Source organism: Methylobacterium nodulans ORS 2060 (genome assembly GCF_000022085.1).
GTDB lineage: Bacteria > Pseudomonadota > Alphaproteobacteria > Rhizobiales > Beijerinckiaceae > Methylobacterium > Methylobacterium nodulans.
In genome coordinates, this window is record NC_011894.1 from 4513909 (window position 1) to 4540334 (window position 26426).

The window sequence follows — 26426 nt, forward strand, 5'->3', positions numbered from 1 at the left end:
AACGGCCGCGCCGCCGCGCGCTATCGCGACGGCAGGCTGTGCGTCGCCGACGCGCTCAGGAAGGGGACCGAAATAGAACCTGACCGGCGTGGCGGCCGCCACGCCGGTCAGGTTCGATCGAGAACGATGATGGCCGCTCGCCGGGGGCGCTCAGGGCTCGAAGCTGAACGAGAGGCGCGTGCGCAGGACGAGAGCGTCGTTGCCGCGGCCAGCCACCAGGGTGCGGCCGGGACCGGGCAGGGCGGGCGCGAAGGCGCGGCTGGACAGGCCGTAATAGAGCGCCTCGGCGCCCGCGCTGACGCGCTCACTCAGGCGTGCCTCGAGGCCGCCGCCGACGACGAAGCCGATCTCGGTGTCGTTGGCCCGGAAGGCCAGGGCCTGCCCGCCGGCTCCGCCCGCCCCGCCCGGCGCGGCCAGCACCGCGCCGCCATTGCCGCCGGCCCCGCCGTTGCCGGCGAAGACCGCCCGTACGCTCTCGTTGCCCGCGAAGGCGACGCCCGCCGTGGCGTAGACCAGGGTGGCCCCGCCGCTCCAGCCCAGGCGGCCGCGAATCGTCCCCAGATACCGGTGGCTGTCGGCAGCCGAAACGGAGACATCGCCCTCGGCCCCGTAGACCAGCGCGGCGTTCTGCCAATTGTAGCCCAGATGGGCACCGCCGAGGATCGCGGGGCTGCGCGCCAGCCCGGCGAAGGCCACGGCGCCGCCGCCACCGCCGCCGCCATCGATCCCGCGCTGCCCCGCTCCGCCGGGCTCGCCCCCGGCGAGCGCCGTGGACCCGAAGGTTCTGCCGGACAGGGTGTGAAGCGCGCCGAGGTGCCCGCCCACATAGGCGCCGGCCCAGGACACGGGGAAGGAGGCCAGGGACGAGGCCGGGGCGAGTGCCGCGCCCGGGTGGAGGGTCAGGCGGCCCCGCAGGGTCAGGAAGTCCCGCGGTGCGCCGAGAAGGCGCGGGCCGTCGAAGCGATAGTACAGGGCCTCGAGGCCGGCCCCCACCAGCGGAGTCAGCTTCACCTCGACGCCGCCGCCGCCGACGAAGCCGACATCGTCGCTGCCACCGCGGGCGATTGTCAGCGTGCCGAATCCGTTGCCGCCATTGCCGCCGGCGCCGCCCGGTCCGCCATTGCCGCCGGCCCCGCCGTTGCCGCCCACGAAGGTGCCGAGCACCAGGCCGGGCACGGACCGGATGGCGAGGCCCCCCGTCCCGTAGATCAGCAGCCGGTCGCTGCCGAAGCCGAGGCGGCCGCGCACGCTGCCGAGCAGGTCGTCCACCGGCCCGAGGCTCGCCAGGTCGGCCTCGATGCCGGCGACAGCGCTGCCCTGCTGCCAGTTGTAGCCGGCATGCACGCCCTGGAAGACGGTGCGGCCCTCGATCCGGCCGATGGCGATGCCGGTGCGGCCGCCGCGCCCGCCGAACCCGGCCGGAATCAGCCCGCCGCCGTCACCGCTGACCACGCGGCGCTCGCCCCGCCCGCTGACGACGCCCCCGAGATGGCTGCCGACATAGAACCCCGACCAGTCCTGGACGACGAAGGCCGGTATCGGAGCCGCCTGCGCCGGCAGGTCCGCCGCCCGTGAGGCCTGCGAGGCCAGTAACCCCGCCGCCGCCGCGCCGAGGGCGCTTGCTCGAATCACCATCGGGCCGGTCCGAATCCAGAGTGTTTCCGACAGAAGACTAGTCGGCACCGAGTGAAGCGGCAGTTGAAAAGCGGCGCGGCGTTCGCTTTCGACTGCGTTGCGGCATTTCGGTCACGATACCGGGTCGCGGTTCAGATCTCGGCCCGCAGCGGCCGGCTGAGCAGGCCCGCGATGGCGTCGTCGAGGCTGATCGTCCCGGCCACGAGGCTGGCCACCGCCTCGGCCACCGGCATCTCGACGCGGCGCCGATGCGCCAGGGCGACGAGGGCCGCCGCCGTGTGCGCCCCCTCGGCGAGCGCGCCGCCTCCCGCCTCCATCGGGCTCGCGCCGCGGCCCAGGCGCTCGCCGAAGGCGAAGTTGCGCGACTGGGCCGAGGTCGCGGTGAGCACGAGATCGCCGAGGCCCGAGAGGCCCATCAGGGTCTCGGGCCGTGCGCCCCAGGCCCGGGCGAACCGCATCAGCTCGGCGAAGCTGCGGGCGACGAGCGCCGCCCGGGCGCTCTCGCCGAGGCCCCGGCCGATGGCGGCGCCGCAGGCGATGGCGAGGACGTTCTTGGCCGCCCCGCCGATCTCGACCCCGCGCGGGTCGGTGCCATGGTAGACGCGCAGGCTCGGCCCCGACAAAGCTGCCGCGAGCCGTGCCGCGAGGTCGCCGTCGCGGCTCGCGAGGGTCACGGCAGTCGGCAGCCCGCGGGCAACGTCCGCCGCGAAGCTCGGGCCCGACAGCACCGCCAGGGCGGCGCCCGGCACGATTGCGGCCGCGACATCGGTGAGGAAGGCGTTGGTGCCCCGCTCGATGCCCTTGGCGCAGAGGATCAAGGGGGCGGCCGGATCGAGGGCGGGCGCGAGGTCCGTCAGTACCCCGCGCAGCGTCTGGGCCGGGGTGACGAGGAGCACGGCCTCGGCCGTCCGCAAAGCCGCCGCATCGGCCGTCGGCCGCACCCCGGGGTGAAGCGGCACCCCGGGCAGGTGGCGGGCATTCTCGCGCGACGTCGCCATCGCCTGGGCGGCCGCGGCGTCGCGCAGCCACAGCACCACCTCCCGCGGGGCGGCCAAGGCGGCGGCATTGGCGAGCGCCGTGCCCCAGGAGCCGCCGCCGATGACCGCGACAGGGCGGGCGCTCATCGGTCGCCTCCGGACGCGACGGTCGCGGCGCCGGCTGCGGAATGCACCGTGCCGCCCGCGAAGCGCACGGCGCTGCCCGCGAAGCGCGCAGCGCTGAGCCGGTAGACCACGTGCGGGCGCAGCGGATCGCCCTCGACGAGCGCCGGATGGGCGAATTCCTCGATCCGCTCCATGCCGAGCCGCTCCATCACCCGCTGCGAAGCGCGGTTCAGAACCGCCGTATAGGCCACGACCTCCGGAAGACCGCAGCGCCCGAAGGCATCCGCCAGGGCGAGCCGCGCGCCTCGCGTCGCCAGCCCCCGGCCCCAGGCGGAGCGGGCGAGCCGCCAGCCGATCTCCACGACGTGTCCCGGCACCGCCGCGAAGGGCAGGGGGCGCACCGGACGCCAGCAGCCCACGAAGCCCACGAAGGTGCCCTCCGCCTCGAGCACCCAGGGGCCGAAGCCGTCCTGCTCGAAGCGCCGGTCGAGCGCGCGGGCCTCCGCCTCGCTCTCGCGCCGGCTCTTCAGCGCCGGAAAGAAGCGCATCACCGCCGGATCGGCATTGAGGGCCGCGAAGGGGGCATCGTCCTCGCGGCGCCAGCGTCGCAGGCGAAAGCCCGGGCCTGCGAGTTCCGGCGGGGCTGCGGCGCTGCGCAGCCTGCCGCGCCATGCCAGCGAGCGGCGGTTGAGTTCCGCGAGATCCGCCTCGCCCCGCAGGACGGCCTCGCCGAGGGCGAGCGCCGCCGCGAGCCGCGCGGGCGGCATGTTCGCCCAGGCGGGGGGCGCGACGCTCTCGCGCCACGGCCCGCCGCAGGCATTGTCGAGGAGGATGCGGGCAAAGCAGTGGTTGAGGCGCACCGGCCAGTCGCCGCGCGATGCGGCCGCTTCGGGCAGGCGCTCGTCGACCAGCGCGCGCCAGCGCCGCTGCATCGCCGCGGCGTCGGGCGCCGCCTCTCGCCGGGCGGGGCTCATCCGGCGGTCGCCGGCAGCGCCTCGGCGAAGGGCCAGCGCGGGCGGGCGGGCGCCGTGATGTCGTCGATAAGGCCGAGCCGCAGGCGCTCCAGCCCGGCCCAGGCGATCATCGCGCCGTTGTCGCCGCAGAGGGGCAGGGGCGGGGCCACCAGGGGCAGGCCGGCCTCGCCCGCGAGCTGCGTCAGCGCCCGCCGCAGCGCCCCGTTCGCCGCGACGCCGCCCGCCGCGACGAGCGCGGTCGGGTGCCCGGCCACGTCGCCGAAGGCGCGCAAAGCCCCCCGCACCCGGTCCACCACCACGTCCACGATGGCGGCCTGGAAACTGGCGCAGAGGTCGGCCACGTCCTGGTTGGTGAGGGGCGCGATGCGCTCGGCTTCGAGGCGCAGGGCGGTCTTGAGCCCCGACAGGGAAAAATTCGGCTCGCGCCGGCCGAGCATCGGGCGCGGCAGAGCGAAGCGCTCGGGATTGCCCGTCTCGGCGGCGCGCTCCACCTCGGGGCCGCCCGGATAGGCGAGGCCGAGGAGCTTCGCCACCTTGTCGAAGGCCTCGCCGATGGCGTCGTCGATGGTGGTGCCGAGCCGCAGGTACTCGCCGACGCCCTTCACGGCGACGAGCTGCGTGTGGCCGCCCGAGGCCAGGAGGAGGAGATACGGGAAGCCGATGCCCTCCGTGAGCCGGGCCGTGAGGGCATGCGCCTCCAGGTGGTTGACGGCGAGCAGAGGCTTGCGGGTGACGAGGGCCAGGGTCTTGGCCGTGACGAGCCCGACCAGCACGCCGCCGATCAGCCCCGGTCCGGCCGCGACCGCGATGCCGTCGAGATCGTCGAAGACGAGGCCGGTCTCGTGCAGGGCGCGGGCGATCAGGCGGTCGAGCACCTCCACGTGGGCCCGGGCCGCGATCTCCGGCACGACGCCGCCATAGGCGGCGTGCTCGGCGATCTGACTCAGCACCTCGTTGGCGCGGATGACGCCGCGCCCATCCTCCGCGGCGGCCACGATCGCGGCCGCGGTCTCGTCGCAGGTGGTCTCGATGCCGAGGACGTTCATCGTAGTGGCGCTCGCGAGGCAGGCGGAGGGATGGCGCACAGCGCCGGGCCCGGTATGCTTGGGGCTCAGATAACCCGGGGGACCCGCCCCGCAAAGATGGGAGGCGAGGTGAGCGGCGGCGCGCTGAGGCTGGATCGGACGCCCCTGCGGGTCTGGGTCGCGCGGCCGCTGCCGGCTGGCGCACGCACGGCCGCGCTTGTGTCGGATCTCGGCCATGCGCCGCTCCTCGCGCCCGTGCTCGATCTCGGCCTTAGCCACGCGCCGCCGCCGGACGGAGTGTTCGACGCCCTGATCCTGACGAGTGCGAACGCGGTGCCGGCGCTGGAATCGGCGGGCCTTATCCATCTCACCGCCTTCTGCGTCGGCGCCCGCACGGCGCAGGCGGCCCGCGCGGCCGGGCTCCCGGATGTGCGCCAGGGGGAGGGTGATGCGGCGGCGCTCGCCGGGCACGTCGCCGCCGTCCTGCCGGTCGGGGCCCGCCTCCTCCACGCGGCGGGCCGCGAGCGCAAGCCGGAGCCGGCCGCCTCCCTCGCGGCCGCGGGCTATGCGGTCACGGCCTGGGTCGCCTATGCGGCGAGGCCGGTGGCGTCCCTGCCCGAACCCGTCGCGGCTGCCCTGGCAGAGGGGCGTCTCGATGCCGTCCTGCACTATTCCCGCCGCAGCGCCGCCACCGCCCTCGGGCTCGCGCGCGCCGCCGGATGCGACGAGGCCTTCGCGCGGCTCGCGCATCTCTGCCTGTCCGAGGATTGCGCCGCGCCCCTGGTCGGCGCCGGCATCCAGTCCCATCTCGTCGCGGCGCAGCCGACCGAAGATGCGCTCCTCGCCGCCCTCGCTCCGGCCTCCCCCGCGCAAGGAGGCTCGCGCCTGGATGGGAAGCGGTGCTAAGGACGGCGCACCAGAGCAGCCGCGGTCGGCGCCGGCCGGTCTTAGGCCGCGTCATCGTTGGGCCAGAGGCAGCCGGCGGGCGTTCCCTTCGTTCACGTTCCGCGCAGTCGTGAGGATCTTCGTCCGTGACCCCATCCGACAAGGACCCCCAGGATTCCCGCAACCGCCCCGGCGGACGCGGCCCCAACCCGGCGGACGGCCCGATCATCGACCTGAAGGCGACCCGCGTGAGCGAGGCCCCCGGAAAGGGGCCGGGCCCCGGTACGCCGCCGAAGCCGGGCGAGGGGGCCAAGCCCGGCGCTTCGGCCGCCGACACCCCGCCGAAGCCGCCCGCCGGGGCCTCGCCGGCCTCCGGCGCGCCGCCGAAACCACCCGGGGGCGCCCCGTCCGGAGCAGCCGCTGCGGCGAAGCCCGGGGCCGGGCCGGCCGAAACCGCCAAGCCCGCGACAGCGCCCGCGGCGGCTGCCGGCGCAACCGGGCCCGGCAAGGGACCGGCCGCCGGTGACACGACAGCGCCCGGCTCGACCGGCGCCGCCAAGCCCGGGACCCCTCCGTCCTCGCCATCGTCGCCCGCTTCCGCGGCGGGTGCGACGGGGGCAACCGGCCCGGCGAAACCCGCTTCCGCGGCTGCCACCGGCTCCGCGCCGTCATCGGTCCCGAAGACGGGTCCGGCCGCGGCCACCACGGCGGCGAAGCCCGAGCCCGGCAAGGCCGAGCCGTCCAAGACCGAACCGTCCAAGGCCGAGCCCCCGAAGTCGGAGCCGCCCAAGGCGGTCCCCACAGGGAGCGCACCGCCGCGGCCGACGGCCGTGCCCGCATCCGGCCCGGCGCCCGCGCGTTCCGGCGCCGGGTTCGGCTCCGTTCTGGCCGCCTCGCTGCTCGGCGGCGTGATCGGGGCGGGCCTTCTCTACGGTGTTCAGGTCTACGGCCCCGCCTATGGCCTCCTGCCCAAGCCTGCCGACCCGGCGGCCGGGCTCGATCAGCGCCTCGCCGATCTCGCGCCGCGCGAGAGCGTGCAGGCCCTCGACCGCCGGATCGCCGCCGCCGAGGCGGCGCTGCGCCCGCTGCCCGACGCCGTCCGCACCGCCGAGGCGTCCGCCAAGGCGGCCTCGGACCAGGCGGCGGAGGCCCTCCGGCGGGCCGAGGCCGCGCCGGCTGCCTCCGCGGCTCCGGCCGCCTCCGCGCCCGGCACGCCGGAATCTGCGCCGACCCCGGCCGAGCCCCTCCAGGCGCGGCTCGACGCGCTCGACAAGCGCCTCGCCGACCTGCAGGGCCGGACCGAAAACCCCGAGCTGCGCCAGAAGGTCGACGACCTCGCGCAGGCGCTCGCGAGCCTGCAGGGCAAGGCCGACACGAGCGAGCTGCGCGGGCGGCTCGACGGGCTCGATGCGGGCCTGAAGGCGCTCCAGGCCGATCTCGGCCAGCGTCTCGGCGCCGACCAGGAGGCGGACAAGGCCCTGGCCGGTCGTCTCGATGCGCTCCAGCAGGCCGTCGAGGCCCGCGGCAAGGCACAGGACCAGCGCCTCGCCGAGCTTGCCCGCGAGGTCGCCGGCCGGGCGGAGGCCGGGGCGCTCCAGGCCGGTCTGCGGCTGGTCGCGGCAGACCGGATCGCGACGGCCCTGGCCTTCGGTGCGCCCTATGCGGATGCCCTCGCGACGCTCAAGCAGCTCGGGCCGGACGACGGCGCTCCGCTCGCCGCCCTGGAGCCCTTCGCGGCGACAGGCGCGCCGACCGCCGCCGCCCTGGCGCAGGAATTCCAGCCGGTCGGCGCCCGGATCCTCGCTGCCGTGAAGGCGGCCCAGCAGCGCGAGGTGGCCGAGCGGGGCAGCTTCACCGACCGGCTCGCCAGCATGGCCGGATCGATCGTCTCGGTCCGCAAGGCCGATGGCGGGGCGAGCCCGGGCGCGGCCGAGCCGGCGGCTGATCAGACCGAAGCGGCGGTGGCGAAGGTGCAGAGCGCCCTCGACCGCGGCGCGATCGCCGAGGCGGCCGCCGCCTTCGACGCGCTGCCGGAGGCCGCCCGCAAGGAGGCCGCCGCGTTCGGCGACAAGCTCAAGGCGCGGGCGGCGGCCGGGGATGCGGCGCGGGCGCGGCTCGCGGCCTCCTTCGCGGCGCTGTCGGGCGCGGCGCGCTGAGGACGGGAACCAACCGCCGGACGATTCGGCTCGCGGCCGAACGACGGTCATGCCTGTGTGGCGCGGTTCGGTGCGGGTCGCTCCGCGGATCCTGACCGGCCGCGCCGAACGTGGAGATCCAAGGGGCGCTCACGTCCCCGCCGCGCGGCCCCGCGCGGACCTGAGGAGAAGAAGAACCGATGTGGCGCGCACTCGCCTTCCTGGCCCTCCTGGCCATCGCCGCCTACGGGGCGGTCTGGCTCGCCGACCATCCCGGCGTCGTGACCGTGACCTGGAGCGGCTACGAGGTGGCGACGAGCCTCGCGGCAGCGCTCGTCGGGGTGCTGATCTTCGCCGTGATCCTCGGCTTCGTCTGGGCCTTCACCCGGGGAATCCTGCGGTTCCCGCATCGCCTGCGCGTCAGGAACCGGGCGCGGCGGCGCGCCCGGGGCTACGAGGCCCTCTCGCGCGGCATGGTGGCGGTGGGATCCGGCGATCCGGCGGCGGCCCGGCGCCACGCGGGCGAGGCCGCGCGCCTGCTCGGCGACGAGCCGCTCGCCCTGCTCCTGAAGGCGCAGGCCGCGCAGATCTCCGGCGACCGGGCCGGCGCCGAGAACGCCTTCCGTCGGATGACCGAGGAGCCCGAGACCCGGGTGCTCGGCCTGCGCGGCCTCTTCGTCGAGGCGCGGCGCCAGGGCGACGAGGCGACGGCCCGGGCCTATGCGGCCGAGGCCGCGCGGCTCGCTCCCGGCGTGTCCTGGGCCAACGAGGCGGTGCTCGAGGCGCAATGCGCGGACCGCGACTGGAACAACGCTCTCGAAACGGTGTCGCGCCGCGCCTCCCTCGGCATCGCCGACAAGACGGCAGCGCGCCGCCAGCGGGCGGTGCTGCTCACCGCGAGCGCCCTGGAGCTTGAGGCCGGCGATCCCGAGCGCGCCCTCGCCCAGGCGCGGGAGGCGGTCAAGCTCGCCCCCGACCTCGTGCCGGCGGCGGCCGTGGCCGGGCGCCTGTTCGCGCGCCGCGCGGATCTCAAGCGCGCCGCGCGCGTCGTCGAGGCGGCGTGGAAGGCCAGCCCGCATCCCGACCTCGCCCGGGTCTATCTCGACCTGCGGCCGGGCGATTCGAGCCGCGACCGGCTCGCCCGGGCCGAGACGCTGGCCCGGCTGTCCTCCTGGCATCCGGAATCGCGCTTCGCCATCGCGCGTGCGGCCCTGGAAGCCCGGGAGTTCGGCCGCGCCCGCGACGTGCTGAGCCCCCTGCTCGCGGACAACCCGACGCAGCGCGTCTACCTGATGATGGCCGAGATCGAGGAGGCCGAGCATGGCCGCGGCTCGGGCCGCGCCCGCGAGTGGCTCGCCCGCGCCGCCCACGCTCCACGCGACCCGGCCTGGTGCGCGGACGGGATCGTGTCCGACCGCTGGGCACCGGTCTCGCCGGTGAGTGGCCGGCTCGATGCCTTCGTGTGGCAGACCCCGCCGGAACTCCTCGGCCGCTCGAGCCGCGAGGTTCCGCCGGAGGAGAAGGAGGTCTCGGAGCCGGGCCCGCTCCCGGCGCCCGGCCCCGCGGTGAAGGAGGAGAAGCCTGCCCATCCGGCCGGCAACGGCCTCGACACCTCCGCACCGCCCTTCGTGGCGACCGCCACCCCGGTCGTGTTCCCGCCGCCGAAGCCGAAGGAGGACGAGGCGCCGGTCCCGGCCCCGGAGCCCTCGCGGCGGGCCGGTTGAGCCGGCCGCCCTCCCGATCGAAGAAGGCCCGCGCATCCTCTCGGATGCGCGGGCCTTCTGGTCTCGCACCGAAGTGCTGCCAAGCCGCCGGTGAACTCAATGCGTCCAGCGGGTCGCGAACCGCGCCAGCTCGGTGGCGTCCGCGAACGACACCACCTCCAGGGTGCGGGTCTCCTCCGGCCAGCCCGGGAAGAGCGCGTAGGTGACGTCCCGGAGCGACAGCCGGGCGCTCGGCGCCTCGGTGGCGGCCCAGACCTGAACCTCCTCCGCCAGCGCGTCGGGCGCCTCCGGGGCGATCAGGCCGGACATGGGCCGCAGCACCACGAAATAGGGCCCGAGATCCGGGTGCTGCTCCTTCACGATCTTGACGATGTCGATCATGCGGGGCGGCTCACCACGCCTGCGGCTCGTTGATCTGCACCACGGCCTGGGCCCGCGTGAAGTTCGGGATGTCGGCGAAGATCTCCTTGCCGTGCGCCGCGGCGGCCTTCTGGAAGTCCTCCAGCGACCGGAAGCTGAGAAGCGCCATGATCTGGAAGGGCGGCGGGCTGCCGTCGGGGGTCGCGGCGGCCTTCACGACCTCCGCCTTCTCCAGGCCCATCGGCGACCAGCGCTCGCGCACGAGCGGCATGTGACGCTTGAGGTAATAGTCGAGATCGAAGGCGGCCGGCTCGGCCCCACCCGGATACATCACGCTGACCAGGATCATCGCTCGTCGGTCCTCTCCGGCCCGCGCGGGCCGGGCGCACGGAAGCACCGATCGGGGTGCGGCGCAACCGCCCCCCTTGGAGCCCTGCCCGATCCAACCGGATCGGGCAGGGCGCTTAAGGTTTTTTGCTCTGTCGCGCTCCCTTGCGCCGAACCGGCGTCCACTTCGGCGGGGAGCGCTCTAATGCAGCTTCACCCGGGGAACGGTCTGCCGGGTGAGCGCGCGCGCCGCCGTGTCGAGCGTGACCTTCCAGGTGCCGTGCAGCGCCTGCTCGTGCATCTTGTAGAGGGACTGGTACATCATCCGGGCGAACAGCCCCGCGATGAAGACGTTGCGGCCGCGGATGAAGCCCATCAGGTTGCCGACGGTCGTGTATTCGCCGAGCGAGACGAGGGAGCCGAAGTCGCGGTAGCGGAACGGCACGAGGGGCTGTCCGGCGAGGCGCTTCGGCATCTGCTTGAGGAGATGGGTCGCCTGCTGGTGGGCGGCCTGGGCGCGCGGCGGGATCGGCTTCTGGGTGGCCGCATCGATCAGGTGGGCGCAATCGCCGATCGCGAAGATGTTCTCGTCCCGGGTGGTCTGCAGGGTCGGGGTGACCACGAGCTGGTTGTTGCGGGTGGTCTCAAGGCCGCCGAGGTCGCGCAGCACGTCGGGCGCGCGCACCCCGGCCGCCCAGACCACCAGTTCGGATTGGATGAAGCTGCCGTCGGCGAGCTGCACCCCGTCGGGGCGCACCTCGGTGACGCGGGCGCGGGTGCGCACCTCGACGCCGATCCCGGCGAGCAGGGCCATGACGTCCTGCGACAGGCGCTCGGGCACCGCCGGCAGGATGCGGTCGGCGGCCTCGATCAGCGTCAGCTTCAGGTCCTTGTCGGGGTCGATCCGGTCGAGGCCGGTCGCCGCCACGTGGCGGGTGGTGCGGTGGAGCTCCGCGACCAGCTCGGTCCCGGTCGCGCCCGCGCCGATCACCGCCACGTGGAGCTGGCCGGGCCGCACCGGGCCTTCCTGCACATGGGCGCGAATCATCGCGTTGACGAGGCGGCGGTGGAAGCGCTCGGCTTGGTCCGGCGTGTCGAGCGCGATGGCGTATTCCTTCACGCCGGGCGTGCCGAAATCGTTGCTGGTGCTGCCGACCGCAATGACGAGGGTGTCGTATGGGATCTCGCGCGCCGGGGTCACCTCGCGACCCTCCGCGTCGTGGCTCGCGGCAAGCTTCACCACCCGCCGGTCGCGGTCGAGCCCGGTCATCTCGCCGATCCGGTAGCGGAAATGGTGCGCGTGGGCGTGGTGCAGGTAATCGACCGCATGGTAGCCCACATCCATGCTGCCTGCCGCCACCTCGTGCAGGAGCGGCTTCCAGATATGGGTGCGCGAGCGGTCGATCAGCGTGATCTCCGCCTGTTTGCGCTTGCCATACCGGTCGCCGAGCTTCGTCGCGAGTTCCAGCCCCGCGGCGCCGCCCCCCACCACCACGATCCTGTGCCGTCCCGCCACGCCGCTCTCCCCCCTCAAAGATCCCGATTGTGGCCTGTATCCGATGGCATTGGCCAGTGCCCGATGACGGGATGGTCGTTCCTCGCGGAGGATCCGGCGCCGCTGTCGAAGTCGGGATCCTCTCGCCGCACGACCCCTGCGGGAACAGAGGGTGGGCAAGGGCGCAGGCCCCGGGAAGGGGTACGAATGTCCGAGGCGGAGCGGGCCGGCCTCGGCTGTGGACGGGCGAACTACCCGGCCATCCGCTCCCCGGCGCGGAAGACCAGGATGAGGTTGTTGGCGGGCATCGCCACGCCCTCGGCGAGGTGCAATGGGGCCGGTGATGCCGTGTGTTGAGAGGCGGTCCGACAAGGGCTGAATAACACGTCCCGTGACCCGCATCTCCCTTTGCGGAAGATGAGGCGAATCACATAGGGGTCTCGGGCCGGAGCATGCCGAAGCGTATCGCTCCCGTCATTTCCCTATCAGCAGCCGGTCCGTTCTATCCTGCTCGTACCAGTCTCTTCTTGCCGCCCACCTGCACCGCCTCCGGGCCATGACGGCTCGGAAAGCCGCGGCAGGCTTACCTGCCTGAAAGAACCACAGCAGGGCTTGTTGCTGCCTCCTCGGGTCAACGTGATGTCCCTCATGCCTCTCCTGCGCAGCTTCCATCGTTGGAACGCCGCCCTTCTCGGCCTTTTCCTCACCCTGCATCTCGCCACCCATGCCGCCGGGATGGCAGGGGTTGCGGCGCATCTCGCGGTGCTGCGGCGGCTCCGCGAGATCTATCGCGGGATGTTGACCGAAACCCTTCTCATCGGGCTCTTCGCCGTCCAGATCCTTCTGGGCGTTGCGCTGGCCTTCGGCCGGGGGTGGCCGCGCGGAGGGTGGGCCTGGCTCCAGGTGCTCTCGGGCGGCTATCTCGTTTTCTTCCTGCTGCAGCACGTGCCCGCGATCCTCCTCGCGCGGATGCAGGAGCCGCCGCTCGACACCGACAGCCATTTCGCGGCCGCCGTGGTGAGCCGCGCGCCCTTCGTGTTCTACTTCGGTCCCTATTACGCGCTGGCCCTCGCGGCCCTTGCCGCGCACCTTGCCGCGGCGCTCAGGTTCCGGAACTGGCCCGCGCCTGCGCCGCTCTGGCTGCGCTTGCTGCCCCTCGCGGGGCTCGCCTTCGGTCTGGCGGTGGTGGCCGGGCTGTCCGGCCTTTGGAGCCCGGTGCCCCTGCCTCCCGCCAATGCCGCCTATCTTGAGCGCCTGCGCGCCTGGTGACGCCGGCACTCATGCAGACTTGCACGGGTGCTCGCCGGACCCTCGCAACTTCCCGCACGAGACCGGCGAGCGACTGCAGACGCAGTCAGGGCATCCCCGGACGCGGTCGACCCCGGCACCGCGCGCATCTTGGTTGCCGGTCCGTCACCCCCACAGGGCCGGCTCCGGCGGATGGATGGTGCTGCCCTCGAAGCGCAGGCCGGGCTCGCGGTCCCGGGCGAGGAGGAGCGGCCCATCGAGATCGACGAAGGCGGCGAAGTCCGCGAGCAGCATGGCCGGCGCCATGGCGAGCGAGGTGCCGACCATGCAGCCGACCATGATGGTGAGCCCCCGCTCGCGGGCCGCGCGGGCAAGCGCCAGGGCCTCGGTGAGGCCGCCGGCCTTGTCGAGCTTGATGTTGATCGCGTCGTAGCGGCCGAGCAGCGCGTCGAGGCCGGCCGTGTCGTGCAGGCTCTCGTCGGCGCAGAGCGGGATGCTGCGCGGCAGGCCGGCGAGGGCGCCGTCGTCGGAGGCGGGGAGCGGCTGCTCGATCAGTTCCACGCCCGCCGCCGCGCAGGCCGCGAGATTCTCGGCCAGGGTGCCGGCCCGCCAGGCCTCGTTGGCGTCGACGATGAGCCGCGCGGCCGGAGCCCCGCGGCGCACGGCCGCGATGCGCGCCGGGTCGCCCTCGCCCCCGAGCTTCACCTTGAGCAGGGGCCGCTGCGCCGCCGCGCGGGCCGCCGCCTCCATCTCCTCGGGCGTGCCGAGGCTGAGCGTGTAGGCGGTGGTGGCGGGGCAGGGCGGCGGGAGGCCGGCGATGGCATGGGCGGGCCGCCCGGTCGCCTTGGCCTCGTAATCCCACAGGGCGCAGTCGAGGGCGTTGCGCGCCGCGCCCGCCGGCATCAGCCGGAGGAGGTCGGCGCGCGTCGCACCCGCCGCCACCGCCGGCCCCTGCGCGGCGACGAGGTCGCGCACGCCCTCCACGGTCTCGCCGTAGCGGGCGTAGGGCACGCATTCGCCCCGGCCCGTATGGGTGCCGTCCGTGACCCGGGCCTCGACGACGACCGCCTCCGTGCGGCTGCCGCGCGAGATGGTGAAGCGGCCCGCGAGCGGCCAGGTCTCGACCGCGACCTCGAGGCGGATCATGCCGCGACTCCCGCCGGATACAGGGTGGCGATGCGCTCCACGATGCTCTCGACGCCGAACCGCACCGGGTCGGTCGCCGGCAGGTCATGGGCAGCGGCGAGGTGCTCCAGCAGCGCCCGTGCCTCTGCCTCCTCCAGCGCCTGCGTGTTCACCGCGATGCCGACCGGGCGGATCTCTGGATTGGTGAGGCTGCCGCAGCGGACCGTGAGGTCGATGACCTCCTCGATCGAGGGCAGGGGATGCTGCACGCCGCGCATGCGGGTGCGGGTCGGCTCGTGGCAGACCACGAAGGCGTCGGGCTGCGCCCCGTGCAGCAGGCCGAGGCTCACGCCCGCGAAGGAGGGATGGAACAGCGAGCCCTGGCCCTCGATCAGGTCCCAGTGCTCGGGCGCGGCGGCGGGAGAGATCCATTCCACCGCGCCGGAGATGAAATCCGCCACCACGGCGTCGATGGCGACGCCGCGGCCGGAGATGAACACGCCGGTCTGGCCGGTGGCCCGGAAATCGGCGTCGAAGCCGCGAGCGCGCATGCCCTTTTCCAGGGCCAGCACCGTGTATTTCTTGCCGACCGAGCAATCCGTCCCGACGGTGAGGAGGCGACGGCCCGGCCGCTTCGTGCCCTTGCCGGTGTCGAAGCGCTGGTCGGAATGGCGCACGTCGTAAAGCTGCCGGCCGCCCCGTGCCGCCGCCTCGGCGATGGCGGGGATCGAACCGAGCCGTGTGTGCAGCCCGCTCGCCACGTCGAGCCCGGCCTCGAGCGCCGCGACGATCGAGGTGATCCAATGGTCCGGCAGCACGCCGCCCGCATTCACCACGCCGACGATCAGCGTGCGCACGCCCTTCGCCACTGCCTCCTCGATCGTCAGGTCGGGGATGCCGAGATCGGCCGCGCAGCCCGGCAGGCGCAGCTGCCCGACGCACCATTCCGGCCGCCAGTCCACGATGCCGTAGGCGGTCTTGGCGGCGAGGCGGTCGGGGACGTCGCCGAGGAACATCAGGTAGGGCGTGGCGATCTGCATGCGGTCCGCTCCTGGCGGGGGCGTTCAGGCGGGCATAAGGGCTGCCGCGGGGCGGCGCCCGCTGTTCTCGCGCGCGGCTGCGTGTTCCGCAACCGGTCCCGGGCGCTGCACAACATGGGCACGGCCCTTGACGCCGCGGCCCGCAATGGCGGACGTAGAACCCCGCCCAAAAGGAGAATGTGGATGCCCTTGAAACGCCTGCTGCCCCTCCTGGTCGCTGGCCTCGCCGCGATGCCGGCCTCGGCGGAGGAACTCACCGGAACTCTCAAGAAGATCAAGGAGACCGGCGCGATCACCCTGGGCTACCGCGACTCGTCCGTGCCGTTCTCCTACCTCGACGGCAACCAGAAGCCCGTCGGCTACGCCATGGACATCTGCTACAAGATCGTCGAGGCGGTGAAGGCGAAGCTCGCCATGCCGAATCTCGAGGTCAAGCTGAACCCGGTGACCTCGGCGACGCGCATCCCGCTCATGGCCAACGGCACGATCGACCTCGAATGCGGCTCGACCACCAACAACGCCGAGCGCCAGAAGCAGGTGGCGTTCACCAACACCCACTTCCTGACCGCCAACCGCTTCGTCGCCAAGAAGGCCAGCAACGTCAACAAGTTCGAGGATCTGAAGGGCAAGACGGTGGTGTCCACTTCCGGCACCACCAACATCAAGCAGATCAACGAGTACAACGCGGCGCACAAGTTCGGCATGACGATCCTGCCGGCCAAGGATCACGCCGAGGCATTCCTGATGGTGGAGACCGGCCGCGCGGTCGCCTTCGTGATGGACGACGTGCTGCTGGCCTCGCTCGCCGCCGGTTCCAAGGAACCCGACGCCTACATGATCTCGAAGGACGCGATCTCCAAGCCCGAACCCTACGGCATCATGCTCCGCAAGGACGACGCGCCATTCAAGAAGGTGGCCGACGAGGCGACAGCGGCCTTCTACCGTAGCCCGGAGGGTCCGGCGACCTACGACAAGTGGTTCACTAAGCCGATCCCGCCGCGCAACATCAATCTGAACCTGCCGATGGATGCGGCGATGAAGAAAGCCTTCGCGCAGCCGAGCGACAGCCCCGACCCGGCGATGTACTGACGCGCCGCCGGTTCACGAGCAAGGACCCGTCCAGGACAGAGCGGATGCCGCTTCTCCTGGACGGAGATGCGATCGATCAAGGACCCGGGATCCGTCGGGCGTTCCCATCGGCGCCTGACGGATGCTCGGTGGGAGAATCCTCTCTCCCGCGTCGGGGGGAGGGGCGCGACGGCGTCATGAAGCCGTGGATACGGCGGATTTCGCCCCCGCTCCCACCCGAAATGGCGTAACGTCGGGCCGGCGCGTAGCCGGGATCGGGATCACCGCGGCAACGGGGTGTGGGATGAACTACAACTGGAACTGGAGCATCTTCTTCGATCTGTCGCCGGAAGGCACGGGCACCTACGCCGACATGCTCCTGTCGGGCTTGGTCTGGACCATCGTCACGGCGCTCTGCGCCTGGATCATCGCCTTCGCGGTCGGCTCGGTGATCGGCGTGATGCGCACGCTGCCGAACCGCGCCGCCCAGGCGTTCGGCAACGGCTATGTCGAGGTGTTCCGCAACATCCCGCTGCTCGTGCAGATGTTCCTGTGGTTCTTCGTGCTGCCGGAGCTGCTGCCGCAGGATTGGGGCACCTGGCTGAAGCAGCTGCCCGATGCCCCCTTCTACACCGCCGTGGTGTGCCTGGGCTTCTTCACCGCCTCGCGCGTCGCCGAGCAGGTGCGGGCCGGCATCCAGTCCCTGCCGCGCGGCCAGCGCATGGCCGGCACGGCGCTCGGCCTCACCACCGGCCAGACCTACCGCTACGTGCTGCTGCCCAACGCCTACCGCATCATCCTGCCCCCGCTCACCTCCGAGTTCCTCAACAACCTCAAGAACACGTCGGTGGCGCTGACCATCGGGCTGCTCGAACTCACCGCCCGCGCCCGCTCGATGCAGGAATTCTCGTTCCAGGTCTTCGAGGCCTTCACGGCGGCGACCATCCTCTACATCATCATCAACCTGGTGGTGGTGACGGCGGCCGGGTTCCTGGAGCGCAAGGTCGCGATCCCCGGCGCCCGCTGATGATGCCGATCCTTCCACCTTCCCGACGCGGGTGAGAGCCGATGCTCGCCAATTTCGATTTCAGCGTCATCGTCAATGCGCTGCCCTACCTGTTCCTGACGGGCATGACCTTCACGCTGACGCTCACCGCGCTCGCGGCGCTCGGCGGCGTGATCCTCGGCACGCTGATCGCGATGATGCGGCTCTCCGGCCTGCCGGTGGCGCCGGTGGTGGCCAAGGGCTACGTCAACTTCATGCGCTCGCTGCCGCTGGTGCTGGTGATCTTCTGGTTCTACTTCCTGGTGCCGTATATCGGGCAATGGCTCACCGGGGCCGACCGGCCGATCCAGGTCGGCGCCTTCACCTCCTCGCTGGTCACCTTCACGCTGTTCGAGGCGGCCTATTTCTCGGAGATCATGCGGGCCGGCATCCAGTCGATCCCGAAGGGCCAGAGTGCGGCCGCCTCGGCGCTCGGCCTCACCTATTGGCAGAGCATGAGCAACATCATCCTGCCCCAGGCCTTCCGCAACATGCTGCCCGTCCTGCTGACCCAGACCATCGTGCTGTTCCAGGACACCTCGCTGGTCTACGTGCTGTCGATCACCGACTTCCTGGGCGCCGCCTCCAAGGTGGCGCAGCGCGACGGCCGCCTCGTCGAGATGTACCTGTTCGCGGCCGTGGTCTATTTCGTGATCTGCTTCTTCGCCTCGACCCTGGTGCGCCGTCTGCAGCGCCGCATCGCCATCATCCGCTGAACTCGAGAGGCCCGTCCCATGACCTCGTCCGCGATGCCGCCTCCCGCTACTGCCCCGGAGCCCCAGGCCACGGCCGCGATGGCGCCTCCTTCCGGCCCGGTCACAGCGCCGTTCGTCGAGACGCCGCCCGTCACCACGACGTCTGGCCCCATGATCGTCATCGATCAGGTCAGCAAGTGGTACGGCGACTTCCAGGTGCTGACGGACTGCACGACCTCGATCGCCAAGGGCGAGGTGGTGGTGGTCTGCGGCCCCTCCGGCTCCGGCAAGTCGACCCTGATCAAGTGCGTGAACGCGCTCGAACCCTTCCAGAAGGGGCAGATCACCGTCGACGGCACCAAGATCGCCGACAAGCGCACCAACCTGCCCAAGCTGCGCTCGCGGGTGGGCATGGTGTTCCAGCATTTCGAGCTGTTCCCGCACCTGTCGATCACCGACAACCTGACGCTCGCCCAGCGCAAGGTGCTGGGGCGCGGGCGCGCGGAGGCGGAGGCGAAAGGGCTCGCGCTGCTGGAGCGGGTGGGGCTGAAGGCGCATGCGCACAAGTTCCCGGGCCAGCTCTCGGGCGGGCAGCAGCAGCGCGTCGCCATCGCGCGGGCGCTGGCCATGAATCCGATCGTGATGCTGTTCGACGAGCCGACCTCGGCGCTGGACCCGGAGATGGTGGGCGAGGTGCTCGACGTGATGGTGGAGCTTGCCCGCGAGGGCATGACCATGATGGTGGTCACCCACGAGATGGGCTTTGCCCGCAAGGTGGCGAACCGGGTGATCTTCATGGACCGCGGCGAGATCGTCGAGGATGCCCACAAGGAGGACTTCTTCGGATCCCCGCGCAGCGAGCGCGCCCAGACCTTCCTCTCGAAGATCCTGTCGCATTGAGCCTTCGGGGGTGGCGATGCTGCGGATGGTCGGGAACTGGTGCTCGGCCGCGGCCATCCGAGTGCGCATCGTCGCCGCAGATCAAGCGCAGGGTTCGGATGCCGAGCCCCCTACCCGATTGGGATCAGGCGCAATCTCTCTCCCTGGAGCGGTCGTCGATAGCGCAGCGTCTCAGAAGATCCTCATTGTGTTGCAGTGAATTCCTTCATCCTGGTGCAGAGTGTTGCCAGAACGGGACCGCCTTCCGTTCCATCGGCGATCCATATTTTATCTATTCTAAATTATAGCAGGTCAGGTCAGTGCAGCCTCCGTGGTCGATCCCATGAATAATGTTTGCGTTATGGTCTCAATAATAACCAATTTAAAAATTTCCTAAATTCCTCTTTGACGATTCGACGGACAAAATTAATATACAATAGTGACGACAAATCATTGAACGTGATTTGATAACCCAGGGTAATAGATTGTTGTGAAGGCAGGTTGCTGCAAGTTTTTCTGAGTTGATCGACCGATGCGGATGCGAAATCTACTGTTGCGTGCGCGCAACGCATCGTTGCCGTTGCGGTGATCTTGCTCAAAACATATGCAGATGCTCAGAAAATGCCTTTGCGCCACATGCCACGCGCTGTCAGCTTAGCCGTAGTCAGACCGACATTGGATTTGAGAACCGTGGCGATCCGTTTCACTCCCGTCAGCATGGCTGCCCTGGCGCTGATGTCCGGCTACGCTCAGGCGGCCGATATGCCCGCCGCGCCAGCGCCGGCCTCCGCGCCGCAAGCCTGCAAGGCCACGATCTCGTTCCCTGCCTTCAACGGCCCGATCAAGCAGAACCCGGATCCGACCTGCTTCACGATCGGGGGTTTCGGCGACATCTACGTGGGCGGCGCTCTCACGGGCTACGCCTACACGCAGACGAATCCGTTCCCCTTCTCGGCGGCTCCCCTGCCGAGCGATCGTGCGGCGCGCGTCGACATCTCGAACCTTCAGGCCTTCATCCAGAAGGCTGACGGGCCGTTCCAGTTCTACATCCAGGCCGGTGCCTACGCGATTCCGGCCCTGGGCTTCGTGAACTACAGCGCCTTCGACCAGACCGACCTCCTGTTCAGCCCGCTGCCGGTCGCCTTCGGCAAGATCGTCATCAACGACATGTGGTCGATCCAGGGTGGCCGCATGCCGACCCTGATCGGATCGGAGGCGCCGTTCACCTTCCAGAACCTCAACATCTCGCGCGGCCTCCTGTTCAACCAGGAGAACATTATCAATCACGGCATCCAGCTGAACTTCTCGGACGGCCCGTGGTCGGCCTCGGTCGCGGTGACGGATGGGTTCTTCTCGGGTGAGTTGAGCTGGCTGACGGGGTCGGTCTCCTACAAGATCGACGATGCCAACACGATCGGCATCAACGGCGGCTTCAACTTCGACCGCACGAACGTGCTCAACCGCAGCCTGCGGTATCAGTACGCCACTCCGCTCTTCCAGCAGAACAGCGGCATCTTCAACATCAACTACACCTATTCCGAGGGTCCCTGGACCATCACGCCGTACTTCCAGTTCACGAACGTCGAACGTGATCTGCGGATCGGGATCCTGGAGAGCGCCTCGACCTATGGCGGCGCGGTGCTGGCGAGCTACTCCTTCACAGACAACTTCGCCTTGGCCGGCCGCGTCGAGTACGAGACTCAGACCGGCAACCGCCTGACCGGCATCACCAGCCTCCTGTACGGACCGGGCAGCTCGGCCCTGTCGTTCACGATCACGCCGACCTTCACGATCGGCCGTTACTTCCTGCGTGGCGAGTACTCGCACGTGCAGCTCTACGACATCACCGCCGGACTCGGCTTCGGTCGCCTGGGCAACAAGACCTCCCAGGACCGCTACATGATCGAGACCGGATTCACGTTCTAAAGCCGTCCGGGAACCCGGTTTCATGCCACAAGCCCCGTCCGGATTCTTCCCGGCGGGGCTTCGTCCTTCCTGACGCTCCGGTCTGTCGGAGTGGCAGCTCGGCAGATCCGATCCGGCGGTCTCTCGCCGCGATCGCCGTCCCCCACGATTGAGCGGCCCAAACAAAACCCCCGTCCGGGAGGACGGGGGGCCGGCCGGAGGCTGAACGGCTGGGTGAGGCGGGGCTCCGCCCGCTCACTCCCGCTCGCCGGTGAGGTTCAGCAGCATCTGAAACAGGTTGATGAAGTTGAGGTAGAGCGACAGCGCGCCGAACACGGCGAGCTTGTTGTTCGCCTCCTGTCCCCAATGCTCTGCGTACTGCTCCTTGATCGATTGCGTGTCGTAGGCGGTCAGGCCGACGAAGATCACCACGCCGATGAGCGAAATCGCGAACTGCAGGGCGCTCGACGCCAGGAAGATGTTCACGAGGCTGGCGATGATGAGGCCGATCAGGCCCATCATCAGGAAGGAGCCCATCTGCGACAGGTCGCGCTTCGTCGTGTAGCCGTACAGGCTGGTCGCCCCGAACATCGCCGCCGTGATGAAGAAGGTGCGGGCGATGCTCGTCCCGGTGAAGACCAGGAAGATCGAGGCCAGCGACAGGCCCATCACGCCGCAGAAGCTCCAGAACAGGGTCTGGGCGGTGGCGGCCGAGATGTGCTCGATGCGGAACGACAGGAACAGGATGAAGGCCAGCGGGGCCAGCATCACCACGTATTTGAGCGGCGTGCCGAACAACGGCTGGGCGATGGCCGGGGTCGAGGCCACCGCGAAGGCGACAAGGCCGGTCAGGGCGAGACCGAGCCCCATGTAGTTGTAGACCCGCAGCATGTGCTGCCGCAGGCTCGCGTCGAAGGCGACCGCGGACGAAGCCGCTCCGGTCTGCCAAGCGTAAGGCGTGTTCATGCGTCAAGATCCTCGCGTGGAACCCGCCAGAGCCGCGGGGCGGCCCGACAGGAAGGGAAACGGGGAAGGGCGATCAGGGCTTGGGGGCGCCGAGCGTCGCGGCGGCCCGGCCCAAAGCCGGCTCGTCGGCTCCACCGCTCAGGGCGAAGGCCGTGTGGCCCGCCTTCCAGTAGACGGTCACGGCCTCGGCCGAGCGCGTCACCTCGGGCGCCAACGCCTCGCCGTCCTCCGTGCGGGTCGCGAACAGCGCGACCGGCCCGAGCGCGGCGGCGTCGATGGCCACCTCCACCCCCGCGCCGGAGCGGGTGGGGAAGATCTGCAGGTCGCGCACCCGCCAGTCCTGTGGCAGGTCCGGCAGGTGGATGCCGGTCGCGGCCTCGATCCCGCTGCGGTCATAGGCCGGCGTCGGCCGCAAGGACGCGACCCGGGCCCGGATCTGCGAGGCCTGCCGCGCCTGGATCGCATCCTCCACGAAGGGGGGCGAATGCGTCGAGGCGATGGTGCCCGGCACCCCGAAGCCGCCGGTCTCGGCATGCATCAGCCAGCCGGTGCCGACGAGCAGGGCCACGACGGCGGCGCGCTGGAAGCGCTGCCCGATGCGCCGCCAGGTCAGCGCCCGGTCGAGCCGCCGCGCGGCGAGCGCGATGCGCTCGGGCACCGGGCCCGACTGCGGGTTCGGATGCGACGGCGCGAAGGCCGCACTGAGCGCATCGCGGGTGCGCAGATCCGCCATCACGCGGGCTGCGATCCGGGGATTGGCGGCCAGATGCTCCTCGACCTCGATGCGTCGCGCGAGGTCGAGCTGGCCGTCGATATAGGCGTTCAGGTCGCTCTCGGTGATCGGGTCCATCATGAGTCGAACTCCACGGACGGGCTTCCCCCCTGGACCACGCGCAGGCGCGGCGGGGAGCGCGGCGTCTCGGGTTCCGCGGACGGCAGGCGGCCCTGTCCGTTCTCGAAATTGCGCAAGGCCGCCCGCCCCCGCCCGAGGCGCGACATCAGCGTCCCGATCGGGATGCCGAGGACGTCGGCGGCTTCCTGGTAGGCCATGCCCTCGATGGTCACGAGGTGGAGGGCGGCCCGCTGCTCCTCCGGCAGCCGGGAGAAGGCCTCGCGGATCTGCGCGAGGCGCACGTGGCTGTCCTGGGCCGGCGGCACCGCCTCGTCGGCGAGGTGCTCCAGCGTATCGGCGTAGCGTGCCTCGACCTGCCGCCGGCGCTGGCCGTCGATGAAGGCGTTGTGCAGCACCGTCATCAGCCAGGTGCGCAGGTTGGTTCCGCTCTTCAGCGCCCCCTGGTGCTCCAGGGCGCGCAGCAGCGCATCGTGCACGAGGTCGTCGGCCTGGGTCGCGTCGCGGGTCAGGGCGCGCGCATAGCGGCGCAGCGGCACGATCAGATCCACGACGTCGAGGCGTTTGCGAGGTCTCATCATCCGGACGGTTCGAGAGGGCTCCTGATGAATGAACGGCTCGGCCGGGCCGAATAATCCCTCACGGGCCGTCCGCCAGGGTGCCGCGCTGGCGCGGGTCGGCGGCGCCCGCCCAGCCGCCGGGCACGGCCATGATGGAACTCGCCGAGCCGGAGGTCGATCCCACCACCACCCGGTGGCCGCGGGCCCGCAGGAGCGCGAGGGTGTCGGGCGACAGGCCGGTTTCGACCAAGAGCGCATCCGGTCGCCACTGGTGATGCACCCGCGGCGCCGCCACCGCCTCGGCGAGGTTGAGCCCGAAATCGAGGACGCCCGTGACGACCTGCAGGACCGTCGAGATGATGCGGCTGCCGCCCGGGCTGCCGGTGACGAGGAGGAGCCGCCCGTCCCGGAACACGAAGGCGGGCGTCATGCTCGACAGCGGGCGCGCGCCCGGCGCCACCGCGTTCGCCGCGCCGCCGACGAGGCCGTAGGCGTTCTGCGCCCCGGGCTTGGCGGAAAAGTCGTCCATCTCGTTGTTGAGGAGCACGCCCGTGCCCGCGGCGACGAGGCCGAGCCCGTAGGAGAAATTCAGCGTGGTGGTGTTGGCGACCGCATTGCCGTCGCGGTCGACCACCGAATAGTGGGTGGTCTGGTCGGGCTCGAAGGGCAGGGGGTCGCCCGCCTGAACCGCATCGGCCGGCCGGGCGCGGGCGGGATCGATGCGCGCGCGTAAGGCGTCCGCATAGGCCTTGGCGGTCAGCCCCGTCACCGGCATGCGGACCCGGTCCGGATCGCCGAGAAAGGCCGCCCGGTCGGCATAGGCCTGCTTCATCGCCTCCGCCAGGATGTGGATCGCCTCCGCGCTGCCCGCGCCCATCGCCGCGAGATCGTAGCCTTCGAGGATGTTGAGGATCTCGATGAGGTGCACGCCGCCGGAACTCGGCGGCGGCATCGCCACGATGGCGTTGCCCCGGTAGGTGCCGCGCACGGGCTCGCGAAGCGCCACCCGGTAGGCCGCGAGGTCGTCCTCCGTCATCACGCCGCCCGCCTCCCGCACCGCCGCGACGATCCGCCGGGCGATCTCGCCCGTGTAGAAGGCGTCCGGCCCGGTCTCGGCGATGCGCCGCAGCGTCCCGGCGAGATCCGGCTGCACGAGGCGCTGGCCCCAGGCGAAAGGCTTGTCGCCGTTGAAGAACACGGCGCGGCTCGACGGCCAGCGCCCGAGCCGCCCGGCGGCCCGCGGCAGCGAATCCGCCAGATCCGCCTCCACCGTGATCCCGTCGCGGGCCAGCGCCTCGGCGGGTGCGATCAGGTCGGCGAGGCTGAAGCGGCCTGAGCCGTAGCGGGACAGGGCCTCGGCCATGCCGCGGACGGTGCCCGGCACCCCGACGGCCTTGCCGGTGGCGGTCGAAAGCCTCGGATCGGGCTCGCCATCGGGGCCGAGGAAGAGGTCGCGGGTCGCAGCTTTGGGGGCCGTCTCGCGGTAGTCGATCGCGATGGTCTCGTTGCGGGCGGCGAGATGCACCAGCATGAAGCCGCCGCCGCCGAGATTGCCCGCCCGCGGCAGGGTCACGGCGAGGGCGAAGCCCACCGCCACCGCCGCATCCACCGCATTGCCGCCCCGCCGCAGGATGTCGACGCCGATCCGCGTCGCCCGCGCCTCCTGGGAGGCCACCATGCCGTGGGGCGCGAAGGCCGGCAGCAGCCGCGCCGTGTCCGACTGGATCGCGCCCGCTCCCGGCATCCCGGGCGGGGCGCCCTGCGCCGCGGCCGGGGCCGGGGCGGCGAGCGTAAGGGCGACGAGGAGCGCGAGGACGCGGCGCAGCGGCATGGGACGGGCCTCCTGCCGTCAAGGTGGGGCTGCCCCGGCCCGCCTCAACCCTCGGCTTGCGCCGGGGCGGCGGCCTGGGGCATGTGGGCCCGTGAGGGCTCACCCGGAGCGCTGCCATGAGCTTTCTTCCCGATACCCCGACGCTCGTCGCCTATCTGGCGGCCTGCCTCGTCCTTTTCGTCACGCCGGGGCCGGATATGAGCCTCATGCTCGCCCGCACCATCGGGGCCGGCCGCCGGGCCGGCATCGCGACGGTGCTCGGCACCAGCGTCGGCACCCTCGGTCACACGCTGGCAGCGGCGTTCGGCGTCTCGGCGCTGCTCGCCGCCTCGGCCACGGCCTTCCTGGTACTCAAGCTGGTGGGGGCCCTCTATCTCGCGTGGCTCGCGCTGGATGCCCTGCGGCACGGCTCGGCGCTTCGTGTGCGCGCCGAGCGGATGCAGGGCGGGGTCTGGCGCACCTTCTGGACCGGGGTCGGCGTCAACCTGACCAACCCGAAGGTCGTGCTGTTCTTCATCACCTTCCTGCCGCAATTCGTGCGCGCCGATGCGCCGAACCCGACCGGCCAGCTCGCCTTCCTGGGCGTCGCCTTCGTGGGGCTGACGCTGCCGCTCGGGATCCTGCTGGTGCTCGGAGCGGAGCGGGTCACCGGCGCGTTGCAGGCCCGGCCGCGGGTGCTGCGGGCGATGGACTGGCTGTTTGCCGGGATGTTCGGTGCCTTCGCGGCGCGCATCCTGGCGACGGCGCGGTGAGCGGATCCACGCCGCCCTGCGGCATCTAAATAGAAACGACGTGGGTGGAAGCCGCCCCGCTCCTCATGCTGAGGTGCTTGCGCAGCAAGCCTCGAAGCACGCCTGACCGGTGCTCCCATCCACCAGAGCCTCGGACCAGCGCTCAGGCGTGCTTCGAGGCTGCGCGATCTTCGATCGCCCAGCACCTCAGCATGAGGGCCGGTGGGACTGCCCCAGGCGGGAGCGCTCGGTCAGCCATGGTTTCATCCGCGAGGGTCGGTTGCGCCGGCGTCGGACGAAGGCTCAGCGCCGGCCGGGCAGCGCCATCGGGGCCGGCGGGCGGCCCGCAGAGCAGCCGGCGACGAGCCAGTAGGCCAGCCCGGCCGCCGCGCCCGCGACGAACAGCAGCGCGGTGACGCGGCCCTCCGCGATCCCGCTCGGCCCCGCCGCGCCCGCCGCACGGGTGCCGCGCATCAGCCAGGGCAGGAGGGCGGTGAGGAAGCCGGTCGCGCCCGCGTACCAGGCGAGGGAGCGCCAGCCGAGCACCTCGCCGACGACCGCGTTGAGGGCCGGCGGCACGGCGAGCAGCAGCAGCAGCGCACGGCCGACATCCAGGACAGCCTCGACCATGCCGGCATCCGGCGGATAGCCCGCCGCGAGTTCCGACCATATCGCCTCGATGCCGTAGAGGCCGAGCTGGCCGATGAGGTCGCGCAGCACCGGATCGGCGAGCGTGCCGATCCCGAGCAGGGCGGCGCCGGCCGGAATCGCCAGCAGCAGCGCGAAGCCCATGACCAGGAGGCGGCCGATCAGGCGCATG

The 26426-nt window shown here is 71.6% G+C and carries 24 protein-coding genes; 10 read left to right on the forward strand and 14 right to left on the reverse strand.

Annotated features, from left to right (window positions below; genetic code table 11):
- Nucleotides 1-150: 150 nt before the first annotated feature.
- From MNOD_RS21020 to tsaD, 4 genes are all read right to left on the reverse strand, one after another.
- Entirely contained in the window at nucleotides 151-1635 is a 1485-nt protein-coding gene (locus MNOD_RS21020; protein WP_015930970.1) for an outer membrane protein, read from the reverse strand.
- A 131-nt stretch (nucleotides 1636-1766) separates the two neighbouring features.
- Nucleotides 1767-2759, reverse strand: a complete 993-nt coding sequence (locus MNOD_RS21025; RefSeq protein WP_015930971.1) for an NAD(P)H-dependent glycerol-3-phosphate dehydrogenase — start codon at nucleotides 2757-2759, stop codon at nucleotides 1767-1769.
- The gene (locus MNOD_RS21030; protein WP_015930972.1) at nucleotides 2756-3712 is read right to left on the reverse strand and encodes a GNAT family N-acetyltransferase; all 957 of its coding nucleotides are present in this window, start codon (nucleotides 3710-3712) and stop codon (nucleotides 2756-2758) included. The genes MNOD_RS21025 and MNOD_RS21030 overlap by 4 nt, the downstream gene beginning before the upstream one ends.
- Nucleotides 3709-4758: a tRNA (adenosine(37)-N6)-threonylcarbamoyltransferase complex transferase subunit TsaD gene (tsaD, locus tag MNOD_RS21035; RefSeq protein ID WP_015930973.1), complete on the reverse strand. Its 1050-nt coding sequence runs from the start codon at nucleotides 4756-4758 to the stop codon at nucleotides 3709-3711. The genes MNOD_RS21030 and tsaD overlap by 4 nt, the downstream gene beginning before the upstream one ends.
- A 96-nt stretch (nucleotides 4759-4854) precedes the next feature.
- Between tsaD and MNOD_RS21040 the strand changes: the two genes are divergently transcribed.
- From MNOD_RS21040 to MNOD_RS21050, 3 genes are all read left to right on the forward strand, one after another.
- The gene (locus MNOD_RS21040; RefSeq protein WP_015930974.1) at nucleotides 4855-5643 is read left to right on the forward strand and encodes a uroporphyrinogen-III synthase; all 789 of its coding nucleotides are present in this window, start codon (nucleotides 4855-4857) and stop codon (nucleotides 5641-5643) included.
- 125 nt (nucleotides 5644-5768) lie between these two features.
- Nucleotides 5769-7778: a hypothetical protein gene (locus MNOD_RS21045; protein ID WP_015930975.1), complete on the forward strand. Its 2010-nt coding sequence runs from the start codon at nucleotides 5769-5771 to the stop codon at nucleotides 7776-7778.
- 179 nt (nucleotides 7779-7957) lie between these two features.
- Entirely contained in the window at nucleotides 7958-9481 is a 1524-nt protein-coding gene (locus tag MNOD_RS21050) for a heme biosynthesis protein HemY (RefSeq protein WP_015930976.1), read from the forward strand.
- A gap of 96 nt (nucleotides 9482-9577) precedes the next feature.
- Here the strand turns inward: MNOD_RS21050 and MNOD_RS21055 are convergent, their stop codons facing one another.
- From MNOD_RS21055 to MNOD_RS21065, 3 genes are all read right to left on the reverse strand, one after another.
- Complete coding sequence (locus MNOD_RS21055) at nucleotides 9578-9862, reverse strand: hypothetical protein (protein ID WP_015930977.1); 285 nt, start codon at nucleotides 9860-9862, stop codon at nucleotides 9578-9580.
- 10 nt (nucleotides 9863-9872) lie between these two features.
- Nucleotides 9873-10190, reverse strand: coding sequence for an EthD family reductase (locus tag MNOD_RS21060; protein WP_015930978.1), 318 nt, complete (start codon nucleotides 10188-10190; stop codon nucleotides 9873-9875).
- Between the two features lie 180 nt (nucleotides 10191-10370).
- Nucleotides 10371-11684 (reverse strand): NAD(P)/FAD-dependent oxidoreductase, encoded by a 1314-nt coding sequence (locus MNOD_RS21065; protein ID WP_015930979.1) that lies wholly within the window; start codon nucleotides 11682-11684, stop codon nucleotides 10371-10373.
- Between the two features lie 618 nt (nucleotides 11685-12302).
- Between MNOD_RS21065 and MNOD_RS21070 the strand changes: the two genes are divergently transcribed.
- Nucleotides 12303-12932, forward strand: a complete 630-nt coding sequence (locus MNOD_RS21070; protein ID WP_015930980.1) for a hypothetical protein — start codon at nucleotides 12303-12305, stop codon at nucleotides 12930-12932.
- A 144-nt stretch (nucleotides 12933-13076) separates the two neighbouring features.
- Here the strand turns inward: MNOD_RS21070 and dgcA are convergent, their stop codons facing one another.
- Together dgcA and dgcN are read right to left on the reverse strand one after the other, a co-directional pair.
- Nucleotides 13077-14057 carry an N-acetyl-D-Glu racemase DgcA gene (gene dgcA, locus MNOD_RS21075; protein WP_015930981.1) on the reverse strand — a complete coding sequence of 327 codons (981 nt, stop codon included), beginning with the start codon at nucleotides 14055-14057 and terminating at the stop codon, nucleotides 13077-13079.
- Entirely contained in the window at nucleotides 14054-15076 is a 1023-nt protein-coding gene (gene dgcN / locus MNOD_RS21080; protein ID WP_015930982.1) for an N-acetyltransferase DgcN, read from the reverse strand. The genes dgcA and dgcN overlap by 4 nt, the downstream gene beginning before the upstream one ends.
- 183 nt (nucleotides 15077-15259) lie before the next feature.
- Here dgcN and MNOD_RS21085 point away from each other — a divergent pair, with 183 nt between their 5' ends.
- The 5 genes from MNOD_RS21085 to MNOD_RS21105 all read left to right on the forward strand — a co-directional run bounded on the left by MNOD_RS21085 (nucleotide 15260) and on the right by MNOD_RS21105 (nucleotide 20689).
- Nucleotides 15260-16165 (forward strand): transporter substrate-binding domain-containing protein, encoded by a 906-nt coding sequence (locus tag MNOD_RS21085; protein ID WP_015930983.1) that lies wholly within the window; start codon nucleotides 15260-15262, stop codon nucleotides 16163-16165.
- A 283-nt stretch (nucleotides 16166-16448) separates the two neighbouring features.
- Nucleotides 16449-17171, forward strand: coding sequence for an amino acid ABC transporter permease (locus MNOD_RS21090; protein ID WP_015930984.1), 723 nt, complete (start codon nucleotides 16449-16451; stop codon nucleotides 17169-17171).
- A 41-nt stretch (nucleotides 17172-17212) separates the two neighbouring features.
- Entirely contained in the window at nucleotides 17213-17905 is a 693-nt protein-coding gene (locus MNOD_RS21095) for an amino acid ABC transporter permease (protein WP_015930985.1), read from the forward strand.
- Between the two features lie 150 nt (nucleotides 17906-18055).
- Nucleotides 18056-18784 (forward strand): amino acid ABC transporter ATP-binding protein, encoded by a 729-nt coding sequence (locus MNOD_RS21100; RefSeq protein ID WP_043749168.1) that lies wholly within the window; start codon nucleotides 18056-18058, stop codon nucleotides 18782-18784.
- Between the two features lie 669 nt (nucleotides 18785-19453).
- Complete coding sequence (locus MNOD_RS21105; protein ID WP_015930987.1) at nucleotides 19454-20689, forward strand: porin; 1236 nt, start codon at nucleotides 19454-19456, stop codon at nucleotides 20687-20689.
- A 234-nt stretch (nucleotides 20690-20923) separates the two neighbouring features.
- Here MNOD_RS21105 and MNOD_RS21110 read toward each other — a convergent pair whose 3' ends face one another.
- The 4 genes from MNOD_RS21110 to ggt form a co-directional block, all read right to left on the reverse strand.
- Nucleotides 20924-21634, reverse strand: a complete 711-nt coding sequence (locus MNOD_RS21110; protein WP_015930988.1) for a Bax inhibitor-1/YccA family protein — start codon at nucleotides 21632-21634, stop codon at nucleotides 20924-20926.
- A 73-nt stretch (nucleotides 21635-21707) separates the two neighbouring features.
- Nucleotides 21708-22487: an anti-sigma factor family protein gene (locus tag MNOD_RS21115; RefSeq protein WP_015930989.1), complete on the reverse strand. Its 780-nt coding sequence runs from the start codon at nucleotides 22485-22487 to the stop codon at nucleotides 21708-21710.
- Complete coding sequence (locus MNOD_RS21120) at nucleotides 22484-23062, reverse strand: sigma-70 family RNA polymerase sigma factor (protein ID WP_043751783.1); 579 nt, start codon at nucleotides 23060-23062, stop codon at nucleotides 22484-22486. The genes MNOD_RS21115 and MNOD_RS21120 overlap by 4 nt, the downstream gene beginning before the upstream one ends.
- A gap of 61 nt (nucleotides 23063-23123) precedes the next feature.
- Nucleotides 23124-24875: a gamma-glutamyltransferase gene (gene ggt / locus MNOD_RS21125; RefSeq protein ID WP_015930991.1), complete on the reverse strand. Its 1752-nt coding sequence runs from the start codon at nucleotides 24873-24875 to the stop codon at nucleotides 23124-23126.
- 116 nt (nucleotides 24876-24991) lie between these two features.
- Between ggt and MNOD_RS21130 the strand changes: the two genes are divergently transcribed.
- Nucleotides 24992-25627 (forward strand): LysE family translocator, encoded by a 636-nt coding sequence (locus MNOD_RS21130; protein WP_015930992.1) that lies wholly within the window; start codon nucleotides 24992-24994, stop codon nucleotides 25625-25627.
- A 282-nt stretch (nucleotides 25628-25909) separates the two neighbouring features.
- On the opposite strand, the gene MNOD_RS21135 is transcribed toward MNOD_RS21130, so the two are convergent.
- Nucleotides 25910-26425, reverse strand: coding sequence for a hypothetical protein (locus MNOD_RS21135; protein WP_015930993.1), 516 nt, complete (start codon nucleotides 26423-26425; stop codon nucleotides 25910-25912).
- Nucleotide 26426: the final 1 nt, after the last annotated feature.

What these genes read in the sequence shown, in the direction of transcription:
- MNOD_RS21020 (WP_015930970.1), bottom strand. Translation starts at nt 1,635, where the DNA reads ATGGTGATTCGAGCAAGCGCCCTCGGCGCGGCGGCGGCGGGGTTACTG.
- MNOD_RS21025 (WP_015930971.1), bottom strand. Translation starts at nt 2,759, where the DNA reads ATGAGCGCCCGCCCTGTCGCGGTCATCGGCGGCGGCTCCTGGGGCACG.
- MNOD_RS21030 (WP_015930972.1), bottom strand. Translation starts at nt 3,712, where the DNA reads ATGAGCCCCGCCCGGCGAGAGGCGGCGCCCGACGCCGCGGCGATGCAG.
- tsaD (WP_015930973.1), bottom strand. Translation starts at nt 4,758, where the DNA reads ATGAACGTCCTCGGCATCGAGACCACCTGCGACGAGACCGCGGCCGCG.
- MNOD_RS21040 (WP_015930974.1), top strand. Translation starts at nt 4,855, where the DNA reads ATGGGAGGCGAGGTGAGCGGCGGCGCGCTGAGGCTGGATCGGACGCCC.
- MNOD_RS21050 (WP_015930976.1), top strand. Translation starts at nt 7,958, where the DNA reads ATGTGGCGCGCACTCGCCTTCCTGGCCCTCCTGGCCATCGCCGCCTAC.
- MNOD_RS21055 (WP_015930977.1), bottom strand. Translation starts at nt 9,862, where the DNA reads ATGATCGACATCGTCAAGATCGTGAAGGAGCAGCACCCGGATCTCGGG.
- MNOD_RS21060 (WP_015930978.1), bottom strand. Translation starts at nt 10,190, where the DNA reads ATGATCCTGGTCAGCGTGATGTATCCGGGTGGGGCCGAGCCGGCCGCC.
- MNOD_RS21070 (WP_015930980.1), top strand. Translation starts at nt 12,303, where the DNA reads ATGTCCCTCATGCCTCTCCTGCGCAGCTTCCATCGTTGGAACGCCGCC.
- dgcA (WP_015930981.1), bottom strand. Translation starts at nt 14,057, where the DNA reads ATGATCCGCCTCGAGGTCGCGGTCGAGACCTGGCCGCTCGCGGGCCGC.
- dgcN (WP_015930982.1), bottom strand. Translation starts at nt 15,076, where the DNA reads ATGCAGATCGCCACGCCCTACCTGATGTTCCTCGGCGACGTCCCCGAC.
- MNOD_RS21085 (WP_015930983.1), top strand. Translation starts at nt 15,260, where the DNA reads ATGCCCTTGAAACGCCTGCTGCCCCTCCTGGTCGCTGGCCTCGCCGCG.
- MNOD_RS21090 (WP_015930984.1), top strand. Translation starts at nt 16,449, where the DNA reads ATGAACTACAACTGGAACTGGAGCATCTTCTTCGATCTGTCGCCGGAA.
- MNOD_RS21095 (WP_015930985.1), top strand. Translation starts at nt 17,213, where the DNA reads ATGCTCGCCAATTTCGATTTCAGCGTCATCGTCAATGCGCTGCCCTAC.
- MNOD_RS21100 (WP_043749168.1), top strand. Translation starts at nt 18,056, where the DNA reads ATGATCGTCATCGATCAGGTCAGCAAGTGGTACGGCGACTTCCAGGTG.
- MNOD_RS21110 (WP_015930988.1), bottom strand. Translation starts at nt 21,634, where the DNA reads ATGAACACGCCTTACGCTTGGCAGACCGGAGCGGCTTCGTCCGCGGTC.
- MNOD_RS21115 (WP_015930989.1), bottom strand. Translation starts at nt 22,487, where the DNA reads ATGATGGACCCGATCACCGAGAGCGACCTGAACGCCTATATCGACGGC.
- MNOD_RS21120 (WP_043751783.1), bottom strand. Translation starts at nt 23,062, where the DNA reads ATGAGACCTCGCAAACGCCTCGACGTCGTGGATCTGATCGTGCCGCTG.
- ggt (WP_015930991.1), bottom strand. Translation starts at nt 24,875, where the DNA reads ATGCCGCTGCGCCGCGTCCTCGCGCTCCTCGTCGCCCTTACGCTCGCC.
- MNOD_RS21130 (WP_015930992.1), top strand. Translation starts at nt 24,992, where the DNA reads ATGAGCTTTCTTCCCGATACCCCGACGCTCGTCGCCTATCTGGCGGCC.
- MNOD_RS21135 (WP_015930993.1), bottom strand. Translation starts at nt 26,425, where the DNA reads ATGCGCCTGATCGGCCGCCTCCTGGTCATGGGCTTCGCGCTGCTGCTG.